Consider the following 23,521-nt stretch of genomic DNA (forward strand, 5'->3'; position numbering starts at 1 on the left):
CGCGAAAGAATACTGAAAGGTTAGCGAAAGCTTAGGGCGTTAGAGTCGCTTCACCGAAGGTCCCGACTGCCGACCTTCGCCGTTTGGTCTGTCCATACACCGTAGCTTCAAAACGTAGCTCTCGAAAAACGCCACGATGCGTTTTCGCCAATAAGAACAATAACGAGGTACTGCACCATGCTGTCCACACAGCTCCAGGTTGACCCGTTCCATTCTTTTTCTCGTATTTCCCCGTTTTCGCTTGTCAGCGCCATCGTCGGCTGCGCGGCGCTCAACCCGTCCGGGTCTGAGCCTGTTAGCCTGCGCGCGCGAAACTGCCGCACCTGAACATCCCCAAAAACAACAACTCCCGTGGAGACACTCATGAACCGATCCCTGCGCCGTTTCGCCCTCGCCGCCGGTTGCGTGCTGTTCGCCGGCCAACTGATGGCCGAACCGAAACGCCCCGAATGCATCGCCCCGGCCTCCCCCGGTGGCGGCTTCGACCTGACCTGCAAACTGGCGCAAAGCGCGCTGGTCAATGAAAAGCTGCTGACCAAGCCGATGCGCGTGACTTACATGCCCGGCGGCGTCGGCGCGGTGGCGTACAACGCCGTCGTGGCCCAGCGTCCGGCCGACGCCGGCACACTGGTGGCGTGGTCCAGCGGTTCGCTGTTGAACCTGGCCCAGGGCAAGTTCGGCCGGTTCGATGAAACCAACGTGCGCTGGCTGGCAGCGGTTGGCACCAGCTATGGCGCCATCGCGGTGAAAAGCGATTCGCCCTACAAAACCCTCGATGATCTCGTGCAGGCGCTGAAGAAAGATCCGAGCTCCGTGGTCATCGGCTCCGGCGGTACCGTCGGCAGCCAGGACTGGATGCAGACCGCACTGATCGCAAAAGCCGCCGGGATCAACCCGCGCGACCTGCGTTACGTCGCCCTCGAAGGGGGCGGTGAGATCGCCACCGCCCTGCTCGGCGGCCACATCCAGGTCGGCAGTACCGACATCTCCGACTCCATGCCGCATATCCAGAGCGGTGACATGCGCCTGCTGGCGGTGTTTGCCGAAAAACGCCTGGACGAGCCGGAAATGAAGGACATCCCGACCGCTCGCGAGCAAGGCTACGACATCATCTGGCCCGTGGTGCGCGGTTTCTACCTCGGGCCGAAAGTCAGCGATGAAGACTACGCCTGGTGGAAAGACTCCTTCGACAAACTGCTGGCCTCGGAAGACTTCGCCAAGCTGCGCGATCAGCGTGAGCTGTTCCCCTTTGCCATGACCGGTCCCGAGCTGGACACCTACGTCAAGAAGCAAGTGGCGGACTACAAGGTGCTGGCCAAAGAGTTCGGCCTGATTCAGTGATCGTCTCTGTCTAGCGTCCATGGCCCTCTCACCGGGGCCATGGCAGGAGTTCCCTCATGCTTATTCAACGCATTTTTGCCTCGGTGCTGTTGCTGGCCTGTGCCGGCCTGGCACTGATGGCGTGGCCATATCAGGCGGCGTTTTCCTACGAACCGGTGGGGCCACGGGCATTTCCGTTGCTGATGCTCGGCCTGATGGGCCTGGCGCTGCTGTACATGGTTTTTCGTCCAGCGCCCATCAAGCACAGCGAAGACGAGCCGCCACTGGACCGCGAAACCCTGACCAAGATCGGCATCTGCGTGGCCCTGTTGCTCGTGTTCGCCGGCACTTTCGAACCCCTTGGCTTCATCGTCGCCAGCATCATCACCGGCGTACCGATGGCCCGACTGTACGGCGGCCGCTGGTTGCCGAGCGTGGTGATCATCAGCCTGATGGCCGTTGGTCTTTACCTGCTGTTCGACCGTTTGATGGACGTTCCGCTGCCCCTCGGCCTGCTCGACGTTCTGGAGAACTGATATGGATACTCTTGGCTATTTGGGACAGGGCTTCGGCGTTGCACTGAGCCCTTACAACCTGGTGACCGCACTGTGCGGCACGCTGATCGGCACGGTCGTCGGCCTGCTGCCGGGGCTCGGTCCGATCAACGGCGTAGCGCTGCTGATCCCGATCGCGTTTGCTCTCGGCCTGCCGCCGGAGTCGGCATTGATCCTGTTGGCAGCGGTGTATCTGGGCTGCGAATACGGTGGCCGGATCAGCTCGATTCTGCTGAACATCCCTGGCGAAGCCTCCACCGTGATGACCACCCTCGACGGTTACCCGATGGCCCGCAAAGGCCTGGCCGGTGTGGCGCTGTCGTTGTCGGCCTGGAGCTCGTTCATCGGCGCGTTCATCGCCACCTGCGGCATGGTGCTGTTCGCTCCGCTGCTGGCGAAATGGGCGATTGCCTTCGGCCCCGCGGAATATTTCGTACTGATGGTGTTCGCGATTGTCTGTCTCGGCGGCATGGCCGGTGACCGACCGCTGAAAACCTTTATCGCGGCATTGATCGGCCTGTTTCTGTCGACCGTTGGCATCGACGCCAACAGCGGCGTGTACCGCTTCACCGGTGACAACATTCACCTGACCGACGGCATACAGTTTGTGGTGCTGGTGCTGGGCCTGTTCTCGATCAGCGAAATCCTCCTGCTGCTCGAGAAAACCCACCACGGCCAGGAAGTGGTTAAAGCCACCGGCCGGATGATGTTCAACTTCAAGGAAGCGGCTTCGGTGTTCGTGGTGAACGTCCGTTGTGGCGTGCTCGGTTTCATCATGGGCGTGTTGCCGGGTGCCGGCGCGACACTCGCCAGTGCCGTGGCGTACATGACCGAGAAGCGCATTGCCGGTGCCAGCGGTAAATTCGGTCAGGGCGATGCCCGTGGACTGGCGGCACCGGAAACCGCTATCGGCGGAGCGGCGTGCGGCGCACTGGTGCCGATGCTGACCCTCGGCGTTCCGGGTTCGGGTACCACAGCGGTGATGATCGGTGCCCTGTCGCTGTACAACATCACGCCGGGGCCGTTGCTGTTCCAGCAACAACCCGACATCGTCTGGGGCCTGATCGCTTCGCTGTTCATCGCCAACGTCATGCTGGTGATCCTCAACATCCCGATGATCCGCCTCTTCACCCGCATCCTCGCCGTGCCTAACTGGGCGCTGGTGCCGATCATTGCGATCATTACCGGGATCGGCGTTTATGCCGTGCATGCGACGACCTTCGATCTGTTCCTGATGATTGGCATCGGCATCTTCGGTTACATCCTGCGCAAGCTGGACTTCCCGCTGTCGCCACTGCTGCTGGGCTTCATCCTCGGCGGTCTGATGGAACAGAACCTGCGCCGGGCGCTGTCGATCTCCAACGGAGCCCTGGAAATCCTCTGGTCGAGCCCGATCACGTTCGGTTGCTGGATTCTGACGGCGATCATGCTGCTGATGCCGATCATCCGCATCTGGCGCAAACGCTCGGCCGCGCAACGCGCCATTGCCGATGCCTGATCGGTTCTCCCTCAAAACCTGGTGGGGAACCCCGCTGGTCGGTCTGCTTGGCGGTTACATCGCCAGCCAGATCGGCTGGCCGCTGCCGTGGATGGTCGGCTCGTTGCTGGCGATCATCCTGGTGCGCTGCCTGACCCCGTGGCAATTGACCGAAATCCCTGGCGGCCGCAAGTGCGGCCAGTGGATCGTCGGCATCGGTATCGGCCTGCACTTCACCCCACTGGTGATGGAGCAGGTACTGAGTCATTTCGGCCTGATCTTCTTCGGCGCACTGGTCACCAGCCTGTCGGCGGTAGTCGGCGTGTGGCTGATGCGCCGTACCGGCGAAGATCGCGCCACCGCTTTCTTCTCCAGCATGCCGGGCGGCTCCGGCGAGATGGTCAACCTCGGCGCCCGCAACGGCGCGCTGCTCAGCCATGTCGCGGCCGGGCAGAGTCTGCGGGTGTTGGTGGTGGTGTTGTGTGTACCGGCGGCGTTCAAGTATCTGCTGGGTGACGGCACCCCGATTTCACACGCCGGCAGCGTCGACTGGCGCTGGCTGGCGATTCTTTTTCCGGCGGGCGGCCTGCTCGCCTGGCTCTGGCAACGCCTGCGTCAACCCAACCCTTGGCTGTTCGGCCCGCTGCTGGTCAGCGCAGCGGTGAGCATCGGCTGGGATCTGCACATCAGTTTGCCCAATGGCGGCAGTCAGATCGGCCAGTGGTTGATCGGCAGTGGGCTGGGTTGTCACTTCAACCGACAGTTCTTCCGCCGCGCCCCGTCGTTCATGGGGCGCACGTTGATCGGCACGGCGCTGACCATGTTGATCGCGACACTGGCGGCGTTGGGATTGAGTGCGCTGACCCATCTGGACCTGCGCTCGCTGACCCTGGGCATGATGCCCGGCGGGATTGCCGAGATGAGCCTGACGGCAGAAACCCTGCAACTGTCGGTACCGCTGGTGACCGCGATGCAGGTGATGCGGTTGCTGTTCGTGTTGTTTCTGGCGGAACCGTTGTTCAAATACTGGAACCGTAATCCCGAAGCCTGAGCCGGTTATTGATCGTTCCCACGCAGACGGTTCGACGTGGGAACCAGATTAACCGCCAGCCCTGAACGTCAGACCACCGACGGAAGGCGCCACTCGATCGGCGCTTCGCCATTCTGCTCCAGGAATTTGTTGGTGCGGCTGAAGTGCCCGCAACCGAGGAAGCCGCGATAGGCCGACAGCGGCGACGGGTGCACCGAGGTCAGCACCAGATGCTTGGTGGCATCGATCAGCTTCTGCTTGCTCTGCGCATGGGCGCCCCAGAGCATGAACACCAGATGCGGTTGTTTCTGGCTGACCACCTCAATGATCCGATCCGTGAAGAACTGCCAGCCCTTGTCCTTGTGCGCATTGGCGTTGGCGCGTTCGACGGTCATGGTGGTGTTGAGCATCAGCACGCCCTGGTCGGCCCAGCTCTGCAGATAGCCGTGGTTGGGGATGTCGATGTTCAGGTCGCGCTTCAACTCTTTATAGATGTTGACCAGCGAGGGCGGCGCCGGTACGCCCGGTTGCACCGAGAAGCACAAGCCGTGGGCCTGGCCCGGGCCGTGGTACGGATCCTGGCCGAGGATGACCACTTTCACCTTGTCCAGCGGCGTCGAGTTCAGCGCGTTGAAGATCATCGGGCCCGGCGGATAGATTTCCTTGCCGGCCGCCCGCTCCTGCTGCAGAAAAGTGCGCAACTCTGCCATGTAGGGCTGGTCGAATTCGGCACGCAGTGCCTCCTTCCAGCTCGGTTCGAGTTTGATACGGTCGTCAGCAGTCATGGTCATACCCGGCAAAAACAATGGGGCGAACCCTAGGAAAGCCGACCACGCTTGTCAATTGATCTGACGCAGATCCGGCACTTTCCCACACAGCGATCATACTGATCGTTCAAATTCCCGATCGAGGTCACGATGAATCTGCACTTCGAAGAACTCACCGGCACCGACGGCGCGCGCATCGGCATAGCCACGCTGGATGCCGAAAAGTCGCTCAATGCGCTGTCCCTGCCGATGATCCACGCCCTGAGCGACAAACTGAACGCCTGGGCCAAGGATCCGCAAATCGTCTGCGTGCTGCTGCGCGGCAACGGCGCCAAAGCCTTCTGCGCTGGCGGCGAAGTGCGCAGCCTGGTGGAAGCCTGCCGGGCCCATCCCGGTGAGGTACCGCCGCTGGCCGCGCAGTTTTTCGACGCGGAATATCGCCTGGATTACAGCCTGCACACCTACCCGAAACCGTTGATCTGCTGGGGCCATGGTTATGTACTCGGCGGCGGCATGGGCCTCTTGCAAGGCGCGAGCATCCGGATCGTCACGCCGAGCAGTCGTCTGGCGATGCCGGAAATCAGCATTGGCCTGTACCCGGATGTCGGCGCCAGTTGGTTTCTGTCGCGGCTGCCGGGCAAGCTCGGTTTGTTCCTTGGCTTGACCGGCGCACACATGAACGGTCGCGATGCGATCGATCTGGACTTGGCCGACCGTTTCCTGCTCGACGAACAGCAGCAGGAACTGATCGACGGTTTGTTGCAGCTGAACTGGCAGGAACAGACCGCCATGCAGCTCAACAGCCTGCTCAAGGCGCTGCAGCAGGAAGCCGTGGCGCAAATGCCTGAGGCGCAATGGCTGCCGCGTCGGCAGCAGATCGATGAATGGCTGGATGTCAGCGACGTGATCTGCGCCTGGAAAGCCATCAGCCTGCATCGCGACAGCAGCGACCTGTTGATGGCCCGAGCCGCGAAAACCATGAGTGAAGGTTCGCCGCTTACTGCGCATCTGGTCTGGGAACAGATCATCCGCGCCCGCCACTTGTCGCTGGCCGAAGTCTTTCAGATGGAATACACCCTGAGCCTCAATTGCTGCCGGCATCCGGAATTCAGCGAAGGGGTCCGGGCGCGGCTGATCGACAAGGATCACAAACCGCACTGGCACTGGCCGGACATCGCCCGGGTGCCGGACGCGGTGGTCGAGGCGCATTTTCACAAGGTCTGGGAGGGGCGGCATCCGCTGGCGGATCTGTCGCAATACTAAAACCGATAATTGCCCGCGATGGCAGTCTCTTGAGCTCTGTCGCGGGAAGTTTGAGCCAGTTGCAAAACTATCTGCGATCAAACATTCAACTCGTAAAACGCGATTATTTCCTTCATTGCCCGCAACGCCTCTTCATCATTTCTCGGCAAGATATCCTCTACGTCCCGCAACGGAGGTAGAGGGTGCAAAAGCTCAGCGAGTTGATTCGCCGTGTAATTTTCAACAGCTCCCTCTTCTCCTTGAACGCTGATGAAGCTGATAGCGGCATCGCCTCCTGAAAAGTGTTCGGAGACACGAATCTTTGGAGACATGCCATAACTGACTACGATGACGAGATCATCCTGTTCACGGTGGAACTTTAGATGGTCAATGGACAGCCCGACTTCTGAAAAGTCTATACCGTCAGTTCCGCCACCGGCATTGACTACCAGATCTCGTCCGAGACCATCATATTTATACACATCATTACCCCCGCCACCGGACAAAGTGTCATTGCCCTGCCCACCGTAAAGCACATCATCGCCAGAGCCACCGCAAAGCAGATCATCGCCTTGCATCCCTCTTATTTCACCAGCGCCTCTGAGGGTGTCATTACCACGACCGCCCACGAGGGGGAGAAAACGGTTGTCTCGAAAGGACTTAACCTGAGTAGCGTCCTGAACGTTGATGCCGTGATGATAGGTATCGGGGGCGATGCCTAATCGGCTAACGAGATCTTTAAAACTGATGCTCGACCCGTCAGAAAACCTCACCCGTTCAATACCGGAACCACCGATGTCATCCGGATTGGGCAAAACGATTCGTACTTTTTGAGTTCCGCCCCATTCGATATCGAGTGTGGTGTACAACATCTGGGCCCGAGGCGGTTGACGATGAGCGCTACGTGGTGGGGCGGGTGAGAGTTCGATATTTACCGTCTCAACCAACACAGCGCCCCAGGTTAGCTTCAACTTATCTGGTTTCGCCTCTTCCGGAAGAACGACTGTATCAATATCAAGCGCCCCAAACTCTTCACTCCACCCGGAAGCGCCAACCTCAGGACTCGAAAAAACAGGGTTAAGCACGTCCGCAATAATGGTGGTTGCACCATCCTGCGCTTGAACTATGTAAGTGTCGGGGCCGTTTTCACCGTAAAGCCAATCTTCTCCCGGTCCACTGATCAAATAATCGGCCCCCGCGGAGCCAAGCAGTGTGTCGTTGCCTGCGCCAGCCGATAAAAATGCGCCTGGGATCCTGTCGTTCACCCCGCCGTACTCAAGCACTGAACCAGCATAGGTAACCACCAAGTCATCTCCTGCACCGCCATGAAAGAGATTTCCCACTTCGAGATTTACCCTGCCGCCAGCGTCATTACCATGAACAACTTTATGCTTGATCGTTTGGGTAGTAGAGCTCCAGCGAAACGCTTTACGAACAGTTTCATGATTTTCAAAACTGCCAGCGGGGTACACGTACCACCCCTTAATGGCGCCCGAGTGGTCTATATCTTCGACTACAGCATCACCCACGTTGAACGAGAACCCCGAATAACTGGAGCCAGACGGGTAATATTTTGGCTTTTGTTTCGGTAATTGCGCAGTTTCAGCTTTTACAAACTTGAACGTGGTTTTCGATTCAGAAATTGACTGCCTTTCACTCACCACGGCGTCTGCGGCAATCGCCCCCATCCACTCAGGTGTATTGGAAAAGACTCCGGCTTCAACGTCCTCATGGATCAGTTCGGCGCTGATGGCATAGCCACTTTCGTCGGTAGCAATATGACTTCTAACCCAAACACCCTGATCGTTCAGTGCAAATCCTGATGCCTGCCTGTCCGCTGAGCGCTTTGCTTTCAGTTCCAAAAGAAAAAGGCTATCCCAGTCGATGTGACGACTGGTTTCACTGCCTTGCCTCTCAGTAGAAGCGGCTAAGTCATCGGGCAGTGTCTGGACGACTGCTACGCTCTCACTCTCAATGTCCTGCATTTTTCCGGCATTGGGCACCCTAGCAATTGTCGCGGACGGATCCGTTACATCTACCGGTTGCACCGTTAATTTGATTACATCCTGGAAATTCAGGATCACGCCATCGTTGAACCTGAACGTCGAACCTGCCCACTTCTCATGGTGACGAATCAGAAGCGCGTCACCAGTACCATTCGACAGCCGCAACGCTATGCCCGCATCAAGATTGACGATCTCGGCCTGCAAGTTCTCCGCAGAAAATCCATCATCAAAACTTACGACATTGTTGCCACCTGTATCGGTAACAACATCCAGTCCATCGCCCACACCGAAGTAGAAAACATCGTTGCCCTGCATCCCTTCCAGATAATCGTTGCCGGCGCCACCCTCAAACACGTTATCGCCAGGGCCGCCACGCAAATAATCGACTCCCTCCCCGCCAACCAGTGTGTCGTTTCCGCCACCGCCCAGCAAAGTGTCGTTGCCTGAGCCGCCGTCAAGATAATCGGCGCCATGTTCTGCTTCGGATGTTTGCCCGTAGTCCCCCACCAAAAAGTCATCATCGGCACCGCCCAAAAGCGTATCGGCGCCCAAACCTCCCCAGAGCGTATCGTTTCCTGAATTACCTTGAATGTGATCATCGTTGGCTCCGCCCGCTTTCAAGTTGGGCTCATCGCCATCCAGAGCGTCGGCGCCTGATCCGCCTATCAGTGTGTCGGAACCACCCAACCCACGGAGTGTGTCGTCACCCGCACCGCCATCGAGATAATCATCACCGTGATAACGAATCGGGTGTTCATGGTAATCACCGACCAATTCGTCGTTACCGCTGCCACCGAAAAGCGAATCACCGGCACCGCCGCCCCAAAGGGTGTCATTTCCCTCACCGCCATCCAGAAAATCACTTCCTAAAAAGTCTACGGCATCACCCGAAACGCCTCGCAGCACCTCGTCATCACCTTTCAGCACATCATTGCCGCTGCCGCCGTACAACACGTCGCTACCACCGTTTCCGGCAAGGGAGTCATCGCCACTGCCACCCGCCAACAAATCGTTGCCATGATGGCGACTGTCGAGACCGCCACCCCAATCCAGGTTGTCTCCCAGCAATGTGTCATTGCCACTCCCGCCAGCCAGCGTGTCATTACCCTCTTCGCCGCACAGCGTGTCGTCGTCACTTCCGCCATCGAGCAGGTCATCTCCCCAGCCACCGATAATAAAATCTCGGCCACCCTGCCCATAGAGGATGTCGTCACTGCCCTCGGTGGGACTATTTAATGAAAATTTGTCAAAGACGCTACGCATGCTGATGACGCCATCACTGAGTGGAACGTCGATGCGCTTGATTGTCCAATTTTGCTCATGTGCTCCGGTTGTTTGATCACCGGACAAATTGTCATCACCTGCTCCTCCAATCAGCGTGTCTCGACCGTTGCCGCCGAGCAGCACGTCTCGCGAGGCAGTGCCGACAAGCAGGTCATCACCCTGCCCACCATCCAGCCAGTCGCCACGGCTGGCCTTTCCTTTTGTTGCATCGGCAAAGGCTTTTTCAAGAGACGACTGCTTGTCGCCGAATAAACGATCGTTGCCTTCTTTGCCGAACAATCGATCAGACCCGCCAAGACCAACGATGAGGTCATCTTTCGGTGATCCGTAGAGCAGGTCGGCTTTGTTCCTCTGTTTAACATTAGGCAAAAGCAAGGCGTTGCCCAACTCATCATAGGAAGGCTGATCCCCACGAACATCCGGGTCGGAATCTTTGACTTTCCAGTCGCCTTGAAGGACCAGATCGGGAGCGGGGAACGCCTGGTCCTGGTAATCAGGAAGATCAATGCCGAGCATCCCCGGCTTAAAGTTCTTTATGACGATGAGATCACTCAGTCCGTATTTAATGTTCAGCGTGGTTTCAGCCAGATCTTCAATGAGCGTCAAGGTAATGGCTCGATCCTTCGTAAACCAGATATTGCTGAGCGGAGCACTGCGTTCGAGAGGCGGGATAGCAACTCCATTTATCAGCAACGCGCCATCAATGTCCGCCTCGATAATCTCGTCTATTCCATCTCCGCTGGAGAACTCATACCGATCGTTACCCGCCCCTCCAATCAGAGAGTCGTTGCCCTTTCCACCCACCAAAACATCATCACCAACCATCCCGTGCAACGCGTCATTCCCATCGCCTCCACTCAAAAGGTCGTTACCGCGAGCCCCCTGGATAAAATCATTACCGGACAGTCCGCTGATTGAATCGTTGCCGCCACCGCCGTAAAGATGATCGGTATTCGTTCCGCCACCAAATGATCGTCCGCCATCATCACCAAACATGACCAGAGGGTTTGAGACGCCTGTGGTCATCGGGGCCTGTTTGCCCGAAGCCAAATCCAAATAGGAAAAGGTCTGGACAGTATTTCGACCGAACGATCCATTGGTTCGGGAAATCAGCCGGGCCAGCATTTCAGAGCGATCGGCAAGCCACTGCTCAGTAATGAAGCCCTCGCCCGTTTCGGGATCGTAAAGCTCCAGTTCGCGTCCGGAAAAACCGTCGGCCCGCTCAATCACGATTTCGCTTAGTTGCTTGAGGGAATTGCGTAACGCGGCGCCGATGGGCGTTGCCTGACTGGCCAACGTTGCCCAGTCCTTGGCACTGCCATACTCGCCAATGGTACTGGTAACGATGCTTTGCGATTGAGACGGAGAAAGTGCGGAGAAAAAGGTGTAGGCGTTGGAGGCGAAGGTTTCATCGGTGGTAGGCGTGGCGGCCGAGCTTCCGTCGTAGGTTCGCCTGAGCATGTCAAAGAAATCATTCAGGTTATATCGCAATATCAGGCTGACAATAGGTGAGATGGGCGTACCTTTCACCACATGCTGAATCAGCGGATTGATGCTGCCACTGGCAAGAGCGATGTTTATCTGTTCGGGCAGGACTGAAAACAGGCTTTCAACCAGATTCGACCCGAAGTTTTTAATCACTGCCTGCAATGCAACACTGTATGAGTCCACGGCAAACAGAATATTCTTTAGATCGTCCAGCCTATTGAACTTAGCAAGATCATGATTACCTTTGATGTGGGAGTCCGGATCACCGGCGGAGATCAACCTCCAAGTTTCATATGGTTTTTCTCCACCCAACAGGCTGAAGCCGATTGTTCCAGACCATCCGGCGTTATGACGGGTCGCTGTATCAACGTTGCCAATATCATCACGAAATAGTACTTCACCAATCGCGCTCGCATCGATTTCTGCAATTTGGCTTATGGAGGGCACAGTCCATGGAGCCAAATCATGTTCAACGGAGCCTTTTATCAGCGTATTCATGAAATTGACAGCCACCTGATTAGATGACTCTTGCATCTTGAAATCGCTAAACTTTTTATTTAGCCTCAACTCCCCCTGCCGGATGGTGTAGGCTCGGATCAACGCAGAGTAAGCGCCCACCCCGCCATTTGCATCAATTGCTACATCGAGCCAGAGTTTGGCATCTTTAAAAATGCCCATTACGTTCTCGTCGAACGCAGAACCGTCTAAAATTTTTTCATCCAGGATATTTGACAATGTGCGGTAAAGTACAGCACAGCTTCGCCCCTCCACTGCCATCGCAATATACTTTTCCTCCTCGACATTGAATTTCATTCCCTCACAAATATTTGCAGCCTGCAAAATTTCCGACTTTTCCAAATCACTGAATATATAGCTCATATTCACTTCCCTGTAATAATTGAATGTGAAAGATAGTCGCTGACAGCCTTAAGCGCTTCTGGAGCACCCCGCAAGCCCTCGGTACCCAAATGTATGCGAGCATCCCCACCTGCAAAGTCGAAATGGTGCAACTCGACCGTACAATACGTACGTAAACTCCCAAACTCCAAATTCTCCAACTGCTCCTTATTCATTTTCAAAAGATATGCTTTACTCAAACCACTGGCCGAAGCTTTAGATTCTGGCGAATTCAAACCATTACAATTTATCCTCCGTGGCGTTCCATCACGCCGGCGCCAGTCCTGCATAACAAAAGTTACAACAGAGAATTCATTTTTGATACTGGGTGGTGGCGCGGTAAGCCAAAGTTCAAGGCCTGGATAGTTCTTCAGTTTTACAACCAGATCATCCGGCCAATCCACATGCCGTCCGCCCATATTATGCGGCTCCGTGGTATCCCTTCTGGTGTAAAGTCTGGCGGAAACATTGTAATACGTCCAACTAATGGGTGGTTCTACCCCGTGAGCTTCATATTCCGGAAACAGTTCTTTTCCCGTCCACCAGAATGACCCTGAAAGAAGATCGGCAATACAGGAACCGTCGCTCCTTAATGTCGATCCAAAATGGAATCCGGGAATCTTTGTCCGGTCCAGCAGGCTGCCGCCAAGTATCGGGACCTGCTCCATACCCGCCAGCTTCCTGCTGCACGCCCCTTGTTTCTTCTGATAAATCTCCCGCGCTTCTGCGGCCTCCTCCCATCGGATACAGAAATCAACGACCCAATAACAGATCGCTAGTAACACTCCATATTTAATTCCCCTTCTGCACTGGCGAAAAACTTCCTTGCGAGACATCTTAAGCATTTCAAATCTCCATTTTAAAATGACCAATCACATCACTTGAAACAACTCACCTCATCAACTCCTTAAACACTCCAAAGTAACCGCTTACTCCTTTAACCACATCGAATTCGCTTGCCTTCAACCTCGCCGCATCCTTCACAGACTCAAAACCAGCGAAAGACGTTAAAACCCTGCACACTGCCGTGGCGATTTCTTCAGCGTCAAAAAAATCAACAAGTATCCCGCTGATTCCATCTTCGATAACTTCCTGCACGGGAGCGGTATTTGAACCTATGACAACACAGCCAGATGCCATGGCTTCCAACAGAGACCAAGACAAAACAAAGGGATATGTCAAATACACGTGAGCCTTTGAAAGACTCAGAACCGACCTGTATGTTTGATAAGGTAACTTCCCAACGAAGTGAACATTGGAAATATCAACATCCACCTCCGCGACCATCTTGCTTCGCCAGTTCGGGTATCCAATGGGCATCCGCCCATAACTGACATTATCCCCACCCACTACAATGACCTGCGCGCTCGGGCACTTTTCCTGAACATAGGGAATGGATCTCATAAAACTATGAAAGCCTCGGTAAGGTTCGAGGTTTCTGGCGACATAAGTCACAATAGGCTGACCTGCTCTTATCACGCGCCCACTCGGCAGCGTTACAGACTCGACCTTTTCTGATTCGGCAAATTGAACAATGCCTTCGTGAATGACACGAATTTTAGACTGATATGTTTTAGGAAAAAGACCGCGCTGCCATTGTGTAGGTGCAATCCCGGCATCACACTGTTCAACATTCAGGAGATGCATCGAGTTCAAGACTCTAAGCCTTGAAGTCGCGTCCATCGCACTGGAAAATTCAGGATCAAAACCAGAGTCGGCCCCGTGCGCTCGGTAATAGTACTCACAGAAATGAACCAGAGGTACATCGGGATACACATCTATGACGAATAGCGATTCACCCCACCCAGGATGAGCGAGAACTACGTCAGGCCGAAAGCCTGCCTGACTGATCCTCTTCAATATTCGTTGAACTTGTTGCCCGTCCGAAACAGCCTCTTCGTATCTGTACAAATAGTTATGAACGCCATTAATCATCTTCCTTGAGGGTCGATATCGAAATAACTTTACCCCGGCAATACCTGGCGCTGTATCGCGTCCAATTGCAATGACGCCAAGACGCCTGCGCAATGCTTCCAACGCCACATGACGAAACTGACCGGGAAAATTCTGATGAATGATAAGAAGATTCATATCTGAGCAATAACCCGCGCTTATACACCTCCATGAAATTGAAGTTTTTCAACGTCAACATGTGCATACAAACGCTAACAAATGGTCAGAAATAAAACTGTAGGAGGGTTCCGAGAACCTCCTAGGAGATGGTGCAATTCACACCAACATAAAAAACAGGCACAAAAAAAGCGGCGCTCAATGCGCCGCTTTTTTGCGGGGGGTTACCAGCGGTTGCCGTGTCGGTTGTAGTCGCCACGTCCACTGTGACGGTCGTAGTGGCCACGACCCCGGCGGTCATCCCAGCCACCGCGACGATGGTCATCCCAGCGTCCGCGATCATGACCGTGCCAGCGACGGTTCTCGTGATAGCGCGGGGCCGGTTGGTAGTAACGAGGCGCCGAGTAGTAGCGTGGAGCCGGTTGGTAATAGCGCGGTGCTGGCTGGTAGTAGCGCGGCGCCGAATAATACGTGCTGCCGCCGGTGTAATAAGTGCCACCGCTGTAATACGAAGGTGCCTGCGATGTGTAGACCTCTGAGCTGTAGTAGCCATCTCCGTAGGAATAAGGGACGCATCCGCCAAGGGAAAAAAGCATCACGGTAAACAGAAGAATTCGGCGATACATGGCGGCCTCCTGGACCGCGGGTAGCCACACCAGCGACGCTGGCAGGCGTCAGTCTTTCATTCGGCGACTGACGAGATATCTGACAGCGTTTTCGGCATCCGGTGCGTTTCTGCAACAACTTGAAATAAGTGATTCATGAAACCTTGTTCATGCGAAAACGCCGTCATTCAGCCGCTGATTAATGGTGCCGGCCATGGTATCCGCCGCCGTGATAACCCCGTCCGTAACCACCGCGATAGCCATGGCCGCCGTAGTAATAGCGGGCGGCACCGTAGTAACGCGGACCGTAATAACCACCGTAGTAATAGGGCGAGTAATAGCCGGGATAGTAATAGGGCGTGGAGTAAACATCGTAGCCGCCGGCGTAGTAGTAACAACCGGACAGCCCCAGACCGAACACCGCAGCGAACAGTGCTCGACGCAGTATTTTCTTGAGCAGCATGGCGGCCTCCTGAAAGACCTGTGACAGCAGTCGGCACAGACCGGCTGACACCAGATTTGACTGGCGGACCGGCAACGAGTGCCCAACCCTTACGGGCATCGGATCAGCGGCAGCGGACGCTGCATGACGGTGCAACCGCGCACCAACACAAAGCGCCCACAGGCGTTCGCCGTCCGCCGCAACGTCACGAAAGCCCGTAGCAGAGCGCCCGACCCGACTTGGCACGCCTCTCGCTTTAACAAACCCGTGCAGGAGTCATCACAGGTTCGCGGCACCACAATTTGCAATGGCTGACTAGGGTTCCGGCTCGCATCTGCGAGTGGCTGGTCCGAGAGTTGGCGACCTCCAGTTGAGGTTACACGGCGGGACAAAAGCCCGGGAGACAAGCCACCGTTCGCGGTGCCGCGTTGCCTTCCTGTCCGCCCTCGATCAACTGGAGAAGCCGCTATGTCACGACTACGTTTGCCTGCCCTGCTCGCCGCCGCGTTCACCGCGCTCATCAGCACTCAATCCCCCGCCGCGCAGAAAGACCACTTCAGCGTCTGCTGGACGATTTACGCTGGCTGGATGCCATGGGAATACGCCGGCAGCCAGGGCATCGTCGATAAATGGGCGAAAAAGTACGGGATCAAGATTGATGTCGTGCAACTCAACGATTACGTCGAGTCGATCAACCAATACACCGCCGGCCAGTTCGACGGCTGCACCATGACCAACATGGATGCCCTCACCATTCCGGCCGCCGGTGGCGTCGACAGCACCGCGCTGATCGTCAGCGATTTCTCCAACGGCAACGACGGCATCGTCCTCAAGGGCGAAGGCAAGAAAGTCGCCGACCTCAAGGGCATGGACGTCAATCTGGTCGAGCTGTCGGTTTCCCATTACCTGTTGGCCCGCGCACTGGACTCGGTGGATCTCACCGAGAAAGACCTGAAAGTGGTCAACACCTCTGATGCCGACATCTCCGCCGCCTTCAACACCGAGCAGGTCAACGCCGTCACCACCTGGAACCCGATGCTTTCGGACATCAAGGCCAAACCCGGTGTGACCGAAGTCTTCAATTCCAGCCAGATCCCCGGCGAAATCATGGACATGATGGTGGTCAACAGCGCCACCCTCAAAGACAACCCGGCCCTGGGCAAGGCGCTGACCGGCGCGTGGTTCGAAGTGGTCGAGTTGATGAACGCGAAAAACGCGGCGAGCAAAGCCGCGCTGGAGCACATGGCCAAAGCCTCGGGCACCGATCTGGCCGGATTCCAGGCGCAACTGGACACCACCAGACTGTTCGCCACGCCAAAAGAAGCCCTGGCGTTCGCCACCAGTAAACAACTGCCGGAAACCATGCGCCGGGTCGCCGAGTTTTCGTTCCAGCACGGTTTGCTCGGCGAAGGCGCGAAAGACACCAGCGCGGTCGGCATGGCGTTCGCCAACGGCGTGACCAGCGGCGACACCGGCAATCTCAAGCTGCGTTTCGATCCGACCTACGTGCAGATGGCTGCCGACGCCAAGCTGTAAGCCACGGAGGATTTGGCCATGCGCCTGATCAATCGCCACCCGGATCGTCCGAGTCGCCTGTTGCTGGTGATCCTGCCGTTCGCTCTGGTGCTGTTCGCCTATTTCATGGGCTCGGCCGAGCGTCTGGCGGACAATCCCAACGACAAACTGCTGCCCAGCGCGGTGCAGATGACCGACGCGGTGAAACGCCTGGCCTTCAACGCCGACCGCCGCACCGGTGAATACCTGTTATGGCAGGACACCGCGTCGAGCCTGCAACGCCTGGCTGTCGGTCTCGGTATCGCCGCACTGGCCGGGTTGTGCCTGGGCATGGCCGCCGGCACCCTGCCGCTGTTCGGCGCACCGTTGTCGCCACTGCTGACGGTGCTGTCGATGGTGCCGCCGCTGGCGATCCTGCCGATCCTGTTCATTGTTTTCGGCCTCGGCGAGTTGTCGAAGGTGATGCTGATCGTGATCGGCATCACCCCGGCCCTCGCCCGAGATCTGGAACAGCGCGCGCGGGACATTCCGGTCGAACTGCTGATCAAGGCGCAGACCCTCGGCGCCTCGACCTGGACCCTGATGCTGCGTGTGGTGCTGCCACAACTGTTGCCGCGCCTGCTGATTTCACTGCGGCTGATGCTCGGCTCGGCGTGGCTGTTCCTGATTGCCGCCGAAGCCATCGCGTCCACCGACGGTCTGGGCTACCGGATTTTCCTCGTGCGCCGCTACCTGGCGATGGACGTGATCCTGCCGTACGTGGTGTGGATCACCCTGCTCGCCTGGCTGATGGATTGGGGCCTCAAATACCTGACCCGTCGGGCATTCCCCTGGTATGAGGGGGCCGCCAAATGAGCTTCATCACGGTGAAAAACGTCTGGCAGCAATACGCCGACCAAGTGGTGCTCGAAGGCTTGAACCTCAACGTCAACGAGGGCGAGTTCTGCACGCTGGTCGGTGCTTCGGGCTGCGGTAAATCGACCTTCCTGCGCCTGCTGCTCGGTCAGGAAACCGCCAGTCGCGGCGAGATTCTGCTCGACGGCCAGCCACTGGCCCGCGAACCGGATGCCAGCCGTGGCGTGGTGTTCCAGCGCTACTCGGTATTCCCGCACCTGAGCGTGCTGGACAACGTTGCGATCGGCCTGGAGCTGCCGCGTGCGCCACTGCTCGGGCGTCTGTTCGGCAGCGCCAAACGGGACGCCCGCGAACAGGCCTCGGCGCTGCTGCACAAAGTCGGCCTCGGCCATGCGCTGGACAAGTACCCCGCGCAACTGTCCGGCGGCATGCAACAGCGGCTGGCGATCGCCCAGGCGTTGATCATGAAGCCGCGGGTGTTGCTGCTGGACGAACCGTTCGGCGCGCTCGATCCGGGCATCCGCAAGGACATGCACGCCCTGCTGCTGGAGCTGTGGCGCGAGACGCAACTGACCGTGTTCATGGTCACCCACGACCTGTCCGAAGGTTTCAGCCTCGGCACCCGTTTGCTGGTGTTCGACAAGGTGCGCCTCGATCCGCACGCCCCCGGCGCCTATGGCGCCCGCATCACCTACGACATCCCTTTGAACAGCGACCGTCGCGCCCAACGCGCCGCCGTCGACGCCCTGCCCGCCGCGCTGGCCGGCACGCTTCGCATTGCCTGAGAGGACTGCTCCCATGACTGATTCGACCCAACTGTTTCCCCCCTTCGCCGAAGAAACCCTGCCCGGCGGCGGCCACCGCTCCTTCGTCCTGAAACGCGGCCAGTTGCTGCGCCTGACCGACCTGCGTGGCGGCGCCAACGTCAGCCTGACCCTGCTCAACGCCAACGAGAAAACCGAGCGCCTGAACCTGCCCGACAGCCTCAAATGCCAACACACCGCCAAGCTGACCGTTGGTCACTGCCTGTACTCGGACATGGGCCGCGTGCTGGCGGCGATCACTGCCGACACCTGCGGCTGGAGCGACAGCCTGGGCGGCGTGCTGTGCGCCGAGGAGGTCGCAGAAAAATACGGCCGGGGCCGCTATCAGGAACTGCGCAACGGCTTCTTTCGAAATGGCACCGACAACCTGCTGGTGGAACTGGGCAAGTGGGGGCTGGGCCTGTCCGACCTGCTGATGACCCTCAACCTGTTCAGCCGGGTCAACGTCGACGACGACGGACGCTTGCACTTCGTCGAGGGCCATTCGCAGGCCGGTGACTACATCGAACTGTATGCACCGATGGACACCCTGGTCGTGCTCACCGCCCTGCAACATCCGCTGGATCCGTCGCCGCAATACGCGCCCAAACCGCTGAAGCTGAGCTGGATGAACGCCGACGCCAGCGTCGCCGAACACTGCCGTACCTCGCGCCCGGAGAATGAGCGCGGCTTTATCAACACCGACCGTTTGTTCGCCTGAGGATCATCGCCATGTCAGTTGCTGTCGCCACTTCGCAAAAACAACCCGACGCGGCGGTGTACCGCGCCACCATTCCCGCCGGCGAACCCTGGCTGATGGAGGTCAAGGCCGGCCAGACCCTGCGCATTCTCGACCTTGAGGGCAACCAGGCGGTCGATACGCTGTTCTACAGCCTCGCCAATCCCCGTGAGCGCTACGACGTGCAACGCACATTGCGCCGACAAAACAACGTCTACCTGAGCACCGGCAGCGTGCTGTATTCCAATCTCGGCAAACCGATGTTGACCATCATCGCCGACACCTGTGGCCGCCACGACACCCTCGGCGGCGCCTGCGCGCAAGAGAGCAACACCGTGCGCTACGCCCTGGAAAAACGCTACATGCACAGCTGCCGCGACAACTACCTGCGTGCCTGCGCCCATGACGGTCGGCTGGGCAAAGGTGACATCGGGCCGAACATCAATTTCTTCATGAACGTGCCCGTGACCGCCGACGGCGGCCTGACCTTCGAGGACGGCATTTCCGCACCGGGCAAGTACGTCGACCTGCGCGCCGAGATGGACGTGATCGTGCTGATCTCCAACTGCCCGCAACTGAACAACCCGTGCAACGCCTACAACCCGACACCGGCGGAGCTATTGGTATGGAACTGACATTCGTCCGTCTGCGTCGTTGGTTGTTTGCCCTGTGCCAGGCGCGCTCAGGCCAGTGCCTGAAAAAGTGAAGTGATTTTGCCGTCGGGGACGACCCTGGCGCCTGAACAAAAACGGCGGGACGGCCCGCCTCCCAGTCGAGCCCGCACCCTGCGCGGACTCCGGGGGTTTCTCCATGTTCGAAAAAGTCCTGATTGCCAACCGTGGCGCGATTGCCTGCCGCATTCTGCGCACCTTGCGCGAACTGCACGTCGAAGGCGTCGCGGTGTACTCCGAAGCCGACGCCGCCAGCCTGCACATCCTGCAAGCGGACGAAGCCCACAGCCTCGGCGACGGCGCAGCGGCCGGCACCTATCTGGCCGTGGACAAGATTCTCGCCATCGCCAAAGCCACTGGCGCCACCGCGATCCATCCGGGCTACGGCTTTCTCTCGGAAAACGCGGCGTTCGCCGAAGCCTGCGCAAACCAAGGCATTACCTTCATCGGCCCGACCCCGGAACAACTGCGGGTATTCGGCCTCAAGCACACCGCACGGGCCCTGGCCAAACAGCATGGCGTGCCGATGCTCGAAGGCACCGAACTGCTCGACAGCCTCGACGCCGCACTGATTGCCGGGGCACAGGTCGGTTATCCGGTGATGCTCAAAAGCACCGCCGGTGGTGGCGGCATTGGCATGCGCGTGTGCCGCAACGCCAGCGAATTGAGCGAATCGTTCGAAGCGGTAAAACGCCTGGGCCAGAACAATTTCAGCGACGCCGGGGTGTTCATCGAGAAATACATCGAACGTGCACGGCATCTGGAAGTGCAAGTATTCGGCGACGGCCACGGCGCAGTGATCGCCCTCGGCGTGCGCGACTGCTCGGTGCAGCGGCGCAATCAGAAAGTCCTCGAGGAAACCCCGGCGCCGAACCTGCCCGATGGCATGGCCGATGCGCTGTGCGCGGCGGCGATCAAACTGGCCAAAGCGGTGAATTACCAAAGCGCCGGCACCGTCGAATTCGTCTTCGACAGCGATGCGCAGCGCTTCTATTTTCTGGAAGTGAACACCCGGCTGCAGGTCGAACACGGCGTCACCGAACAGGTGTGGGGCGTCGATCTGGTGCGCTGGATGGTCGAGTTGGCAGCCGGTGACCTGCCGCCGCTGGCCGAGCTGTTCGCAGGCCTGCAACCGCAGGGGCACGCAATTCAGGCGCGGCTGTATGCCGAGGATCCGGGGCGCGATTTCCAACCCAGCCCCGGCTTGCTGACGGCGGTCGATTTCCCCGTCGCCGATGGCCAGCAGCTGCGCATCGACACCTGGGTCGAGGCCGGTTGCGAGATCCCGCCCTACTTCGATCCGATGATCGCCAAAGTCATCAGTTGGGCGTCAAGCCGTGAACAGGCCCGCGCCGATCTGCACCAGGTCCTCGGCAACAGCCTGCTGTATGGCGTGGAAACCAACCGCGACTACTTGCGGCAGATTCTGCTCGATACGCCGTTCGCCAGTGGCCAGCCGTGGACCCGTTGCCTGGAAGGCCTGGTGTATCGCGCCAACACGTTTGAAGTGCTGAGCGCCGGCACCCAGACCAGCGTCCAGGACTACCCCGGTCGTCTCGGCTACTGGGCGGTCGGCGTGCCACCCTCGGGGCCGATGGACAGCCGCGCGTTGCGTCTGGGCAATCGCTTGCTGGGCAATGACGAAGGCGCGGCGGCACTGGAAATCACCATGAACGGGCCGCTGCTGCGCTTCAATTGCGACGCGGTGGTGGCGGTGACCGGGGCACCGTTGACGCTGACACTCGACGGCGAAGCCGTGCCGATGAACACCGCGCTGTTGATTGAAGCAGGCAGCCAGTTACATCTCGGCGGTTTGCTCGACGCTGGCGCCCGCAGCTACCTGTGCCTGCGGGGCGGCTTGCAGGTGCCGGACTATCTGGGCAGCAAAAGCACCTTCACCCTCGGTCAGTTCGGCGGTCATGGCGGGCGGGCTCTACGCGCCGGGGACGTGTTGCACCTGGCCCCACTGAGCGACCGCAGCGCCGGTCAGACTCTGGCGTCGCATCACGTCAGCGAACTGCCCGCCGTGCGCCGGATCCGGGTGATCTACGGTCCCCACGGTGCGCCGGAATATTTCACTGAACACTACATCGACACGTTCTTCGCCACGAAGTGGGAAGTGCATTTCAACTCCAGCCGTACCGGCGTGCGCCTGATCGGACCAAAGCCCGAATGGGTGCGCGCCGACGGCGGCGAGGCCGGGCTGCATCCATCGAACATTCACGACAACCCCTACGCCATCGGTGCGGTGGACTTCACCGGCGACATGCCGGTGATCCTCGGCCCGGACGGCCCGAGCCTTGGCGGTTTCGTGTGCCCGGTGACGGTGATCGAGGCGGATCTCTGGCAGCTCGGGCAACTGAAGGCCGGGGACAAGGTGCAGTTTGAGCCGATCGATCTCAAGACTGCCCGCGATCTCGCCCGGAAATGGGAGACCGGCGATGGGACCCGAGCAGACAGCGCATCGACTTCATCGCTGGCAAGCCAGCTCCCACCGGGTCTGGTTTCACCTGTGGTTCTGGAGTTGGGTCAGGGCGACAAGCGGCTGGTCGGGCGGCTGTCCGGCGATACCCATCTGCTGCTGGAAATCGGCGCGCCGGAACTGGACCTCGTCCTGCGCTTTCGCGCCCATGCCCTGATGCAGTCGCTGGAAAGCAAAAACCTGCACGGCGTGATCGACCTGACACCGGGCATTCGTTCGCTGCAGATCCACTACCAGCCCGAACAACTGCCGCTGGCCGATCTGCTCGGGATCGTCGCCGGAGAATGGGATGCGGTGTGCGCCGCCCAGGACTTGCAAGTGCCGTCGCGCATTGTTCATCTGCCGCTGTCCTGGGACGATCCAGCCTGCCGGTTGGCCATCGAGAAATACATGACCACCGTGCGCAAGGACGCGCCGTGGTGCCCGAGCAACCTGGAGTTCATCCGCCGCATCAACGACCTGCCGAACCTCGACGAGGTGCAGCGCACGGTGTTCGACGCGAGTTATCTGGTGATGGGCCTCGGTGATGTGTATCTCGGCGCACCGGTCGCCACCCCGCTCGATCCGCGCCATCGGCTAGTGACCACCAAGTACAACCCGGCGCGCACCTGGACCGCCGAGAACTCGGTGGGCATCGGTGGCGCTTACCTGTGCGTCTACGGCATGGAAGGCCCCGGCGGTTACCAGTTTGTCGGGCGCACCTTGCAGATGTGGAACCGCTATCGCGAGGTCGCCGCGTTTGACGGCAAACCCTGGCTGCTGCGGTTTTTCGATCAGATCCGTTTCTACCCGGTCAGCGCCGACGAACTGCTGCGCATCCGCCGCGACTTTCCCCTCGGGCGTTTCGATCTCGACATCGAACATAGCCAGCTCAACCTCGCCGACTACCAGGCCTTTCTGCAACGCGAAGCCGAAAGCATCAGCGCGTTCCGGGCGCAGCAACAGGGTGCCTTCCAGGCTGAGCGCGAACGCTGGATTGCCAGCGGCCAGGCGCACTTCGACAGCGAAGAAGCCGTGCCGGACAGCAGCGAAGACACACCGCTGACCAGCGGCCAACAAAGCATCGACAGCCACATCGCCGGCAACCTCTGGCAGGTGCAGGTCGAGGTCGGCAGCCGCGTGGCGGCCGGCGATGTGCTGGTGATTCTGGAGTCGATGAAGATGGAAATCCCGGTGCTTGCGCCCATGGCCGGGGTGGTGCAGGACATTCGCGTACAGCCGGGATCGGCGGTGCGTGCCGGACAACGGGTCGTGGTGCTGGAACTCGACTGAAA

General features: G+C 58.6%; 18 protein-coding genes and 1 riboswitch. Of the genes, 11 read left to right on the plus strand and 7 right to left on the minus strand.

Annotation, left to right across the window (positions count from 1 at the left end; all coding sequences use genetic code 11):
- Positions 1–107 precede the first annotated feature (107 nt).
- Positions 108–365: a hypothetical protein gene (locus ACKJSM_RS12595; RefSeq protein ID WP_236180870.1), complete on the minus strand. Its 258-nt coding sequence runs from the start codon at positions 363–365 to the stop codon at positions 108–110.
- On the opposite strand from ACKJSM_RS12595, the gene ACKJSM_RS12600 reads away from it, so the two are divergent.
- Genes ACKJSM_RS12600 through ACKJSM_RS12615 form a run of 4 tightly spaced genes read left to right on the plus strand, consistent with a single transcriptional unit; the run spans position 364 to position 4,402 of the window.
- Entirely contained in the window at positions 364–1,341 is a 978-nt protein-coding gene (locus ACKJSM_RS12600; RefSeq protein ID WP_236180873.1) for a Bug family tripartite tricarboxylate transporter substrate binding protein, read from the plus strand. The genes ACKJSM_RS12595 and ACKJSM_RS12600 overlap by 2 nt on opposite strands.
- A 56-nt stretch (positions 1,342–1,397) precedes the next feature.
- Entirely contained in the window at positions 1,398–1,856 is a 459-nt protein-coding gene (locus ACKJSM_RS12605) for a tripartite tricarboxylate transporter TctB family protein (protein WP_236180875.1), read from the plus strand.
- Position 1,857: 1 nt separating this feature from the next.
- The gene (locus ACKJSM_RS12610) at positions 1,858–3,372 is read left to right on the plus strand and encodes a tripartite tricarboxylate transporter permease (RefSeq protein WP_236180877.1); all 1,515 of its coding nucleotides are present in this window, start codon (positions 1,858–1,860) and stop codon (positions 3,370–3,372) included.
- A complete protein-coding gene (locus ACKJSM_RS12615; RefSeq protein WP_410237656.1) occupies positions 3,365–4,402 on the plus strand; it encodes an AbrB family transcriptional regulator in 1,038 nt (345 codons plus the stop codon). The genes ACKJSM_RS12610 and ACKJSM_RS12615 overlap by 8 nt, the downstream gene beginning before the upstream one ends.
- A gap of 68 nt (positions 4,403–4,470) precedes the next feature.
- Here ACKJSM_RS12615 and ung read toward each other — a convergent pair whose 3' ends face one another.
- The gene (gene ung, locus ACKJSM_RS12620; RefSeq protein WP_064384152.1) at positions 4,471–5,166 is read right to left on the minus strand and encodes a uracil-DNA glycosylase; all 696 of its coding nucleotides are present in this window, start codon (positions 5,164–5,166) and stop codon (positions 4,471–4,473) included.
- 132 nt (positions 5,167–5,298) lie between these two features.
- On the opposite strand from ung, the gene ACKJSM_RS12625 reads away from it, so the two are divergent.
- On the plus strand, positions 5,299–6,411 hold the full coding sequence (locus ACKJSM_RS12625) for an enoyl-CoA hydratase/isomerase family protein (RefSeq protein WP_410237658.1): 1,113 nt from the start codon (positions 5,299–5,301) through the stop codon (positions 6,409–6,411).
- 77 nt (positions 6,412–6,488) lie between these two features.
- Here ACKJSM_RS12625 and ACKJSM_RS12630 read toward each other — a convergent pair whose 3' ends face one another.
- The 5 genes from ACKJSM_RS12630 to ACKJSM_RS12650 form a co-directional block, all read right to left on the minus strand.
- Positions 6,489–12,047, minus strand: coding sequence for a calcium-binding protein (locus ACKJSM_RS12630; RefSeq protein WP_410237660.1), 5,559 nt, complete (start codon positions 12,045–12,047; stop codon positions 6,489–6,491).
- Positions 12,048–12,049: 2 nt separating this feature from the next.
- The gene (locus ACKJSM_RS12635) at positions 12,050–12,910 is read right to left on the minus strand and encodes a hypothetical protein (protein ID WP_410237661.1); all 861 of its coding nucleotides are present in this window, start codon (positions 12,908–12,910) and stop codon (positions 12,050–12,052) included.
- A gap of 46 nt (positions 12,911–12,956) precedes the next feature.
- Entirely contained in the window at positions 12,957–14,156 is a 1,200-nt protein-coding gene (locus ACKJSM_RS12640) for a glycosyltransferase family 4 protein (protein ID WP_410237663.1), read from the minus strand.
- 203 nt (positions 14,157–14,359) lie between these two features.
- On the minus strand, positions 14,360–14,761 hold the full coding sequence (locus ACKJSM_RS12645; RefSeq protein WP_236180890.1) for a hypothetical protein: 402 nt from the start codon (positions 14,759–14,761) through the stop codon (positions 14,360–14,362).
- 178 nt (positions 14,762–14,939) lie between these two features.
- Positions 14,940–15,203, minus strand: coding sequence for a hypothetical protein (locus ACKJSM_RS12650; RefSeq protein WP_410237807.1), 264 nt, complete (start codon positions 15,201–15,203; stop codon positions 14,940–14,942).
- 283 nt (positions 15,204–15,486) lie between these two features.
- Positions 15,487–15,587, plus strand: a riboswitch (guanidine-I (ykkC/yxkD leader).
- Positions 15,588–15,650: 63 nt separating this feature from the next.
- Here ACKJSM_RS12650 and ACKJSM_RS12655 point away from each other — a divergent pair.
- From ACKJSM_RS12655 to uca, 6 genes are all read left to right on the plus strand, one after another.
- Complete coding sequence (locus ACKJSM_RS12655) at positions 15,651–16,718, plus strand: putative urea ABC transporter substrate-binding protein (protein ID WP_410237665.1); 1,068 nt, start codon at positions 15,651–15,653, stop codon at positions 16,716–16,718.
- An 18-nt stretch (positions 16,719–16,736) separates the two neighbouring features.
- Positions 16,737–17,552, plus strand: coding sequence for an ABC transporter permease (locus ACKJSM_RS12660; protein WP_410237667.1), 816 nt, complete (start codon positions 16,737–16,739; stop codon positions 17,550–17,552).
- Positions 17,549–18,337 carry an ABC transporter ATP-binding protein gene (locus ACKJSM_RS12665; protein ID WP_236180898.1) on the plus strand — a complete coding sequence of 263 codons (789 nt, stop codon included), beginning with the start codon at positions 17,549–17,551 and terminating at the stop codon, positions 18,335–18,337. Before ACKJSM_RS12660 ends, ACKJSM_RS12665 begins: the two co-directional genes overlap by 4 nt.
- A 13-nt stretch (positions 18,338–18,350) precedes the next feature.
- Positions 18,351–19,076, plus strand: coding sequence for an urea amidolyase associated protein UAAP1 (locus ACKJSM_RS12670; RefSeq protein WP_236180899.1), 726 nt, complete (start codon positions 18,351–18,353; stop codon positions 19,074–19,076).
- A gap of 11 nt (positions 19,077–19,087) precedes the next feature.
- Positions 19,088–19,729 carry an urea amidolyase associated protein UAAP2 gene (locus ACKJSM_RS12675; protein ID WP_236180902.1) on the plus strand — a complete coding sequence of 214 codons (642 nt, stop codon included), beginning with the start codon at positions 19,088–19,090 and terminating at the stop codon, positions 19,727–19,729.
- A gap of 175 nt (positions 19,730–19,904) precedes the next feature.
- A complete protein-coding gene (gene uca, locus ACKJSM_RS12680) occupies positions 19,905–23,519 on the plus strand; it encodes an urea carboxylase (RefSeq protein ID WP_410237670.1) in 3,615 nt (1,204 codons plus the stop codon).
- Positions 23,520–23,521: the final 2 nt, after the last annotated feature.

The sequence above is a fragment of the Pseudomonas sp. PHC1 genome (assembly GCF_046487845.1).
Classification (GTDB): Bacteria; Pseudomonadota; Gammaproteobacteria; order Pseudomonadales; family Pseudomonadaceae; genus Aquipseudomonas; species Aquipseudomonas sputi.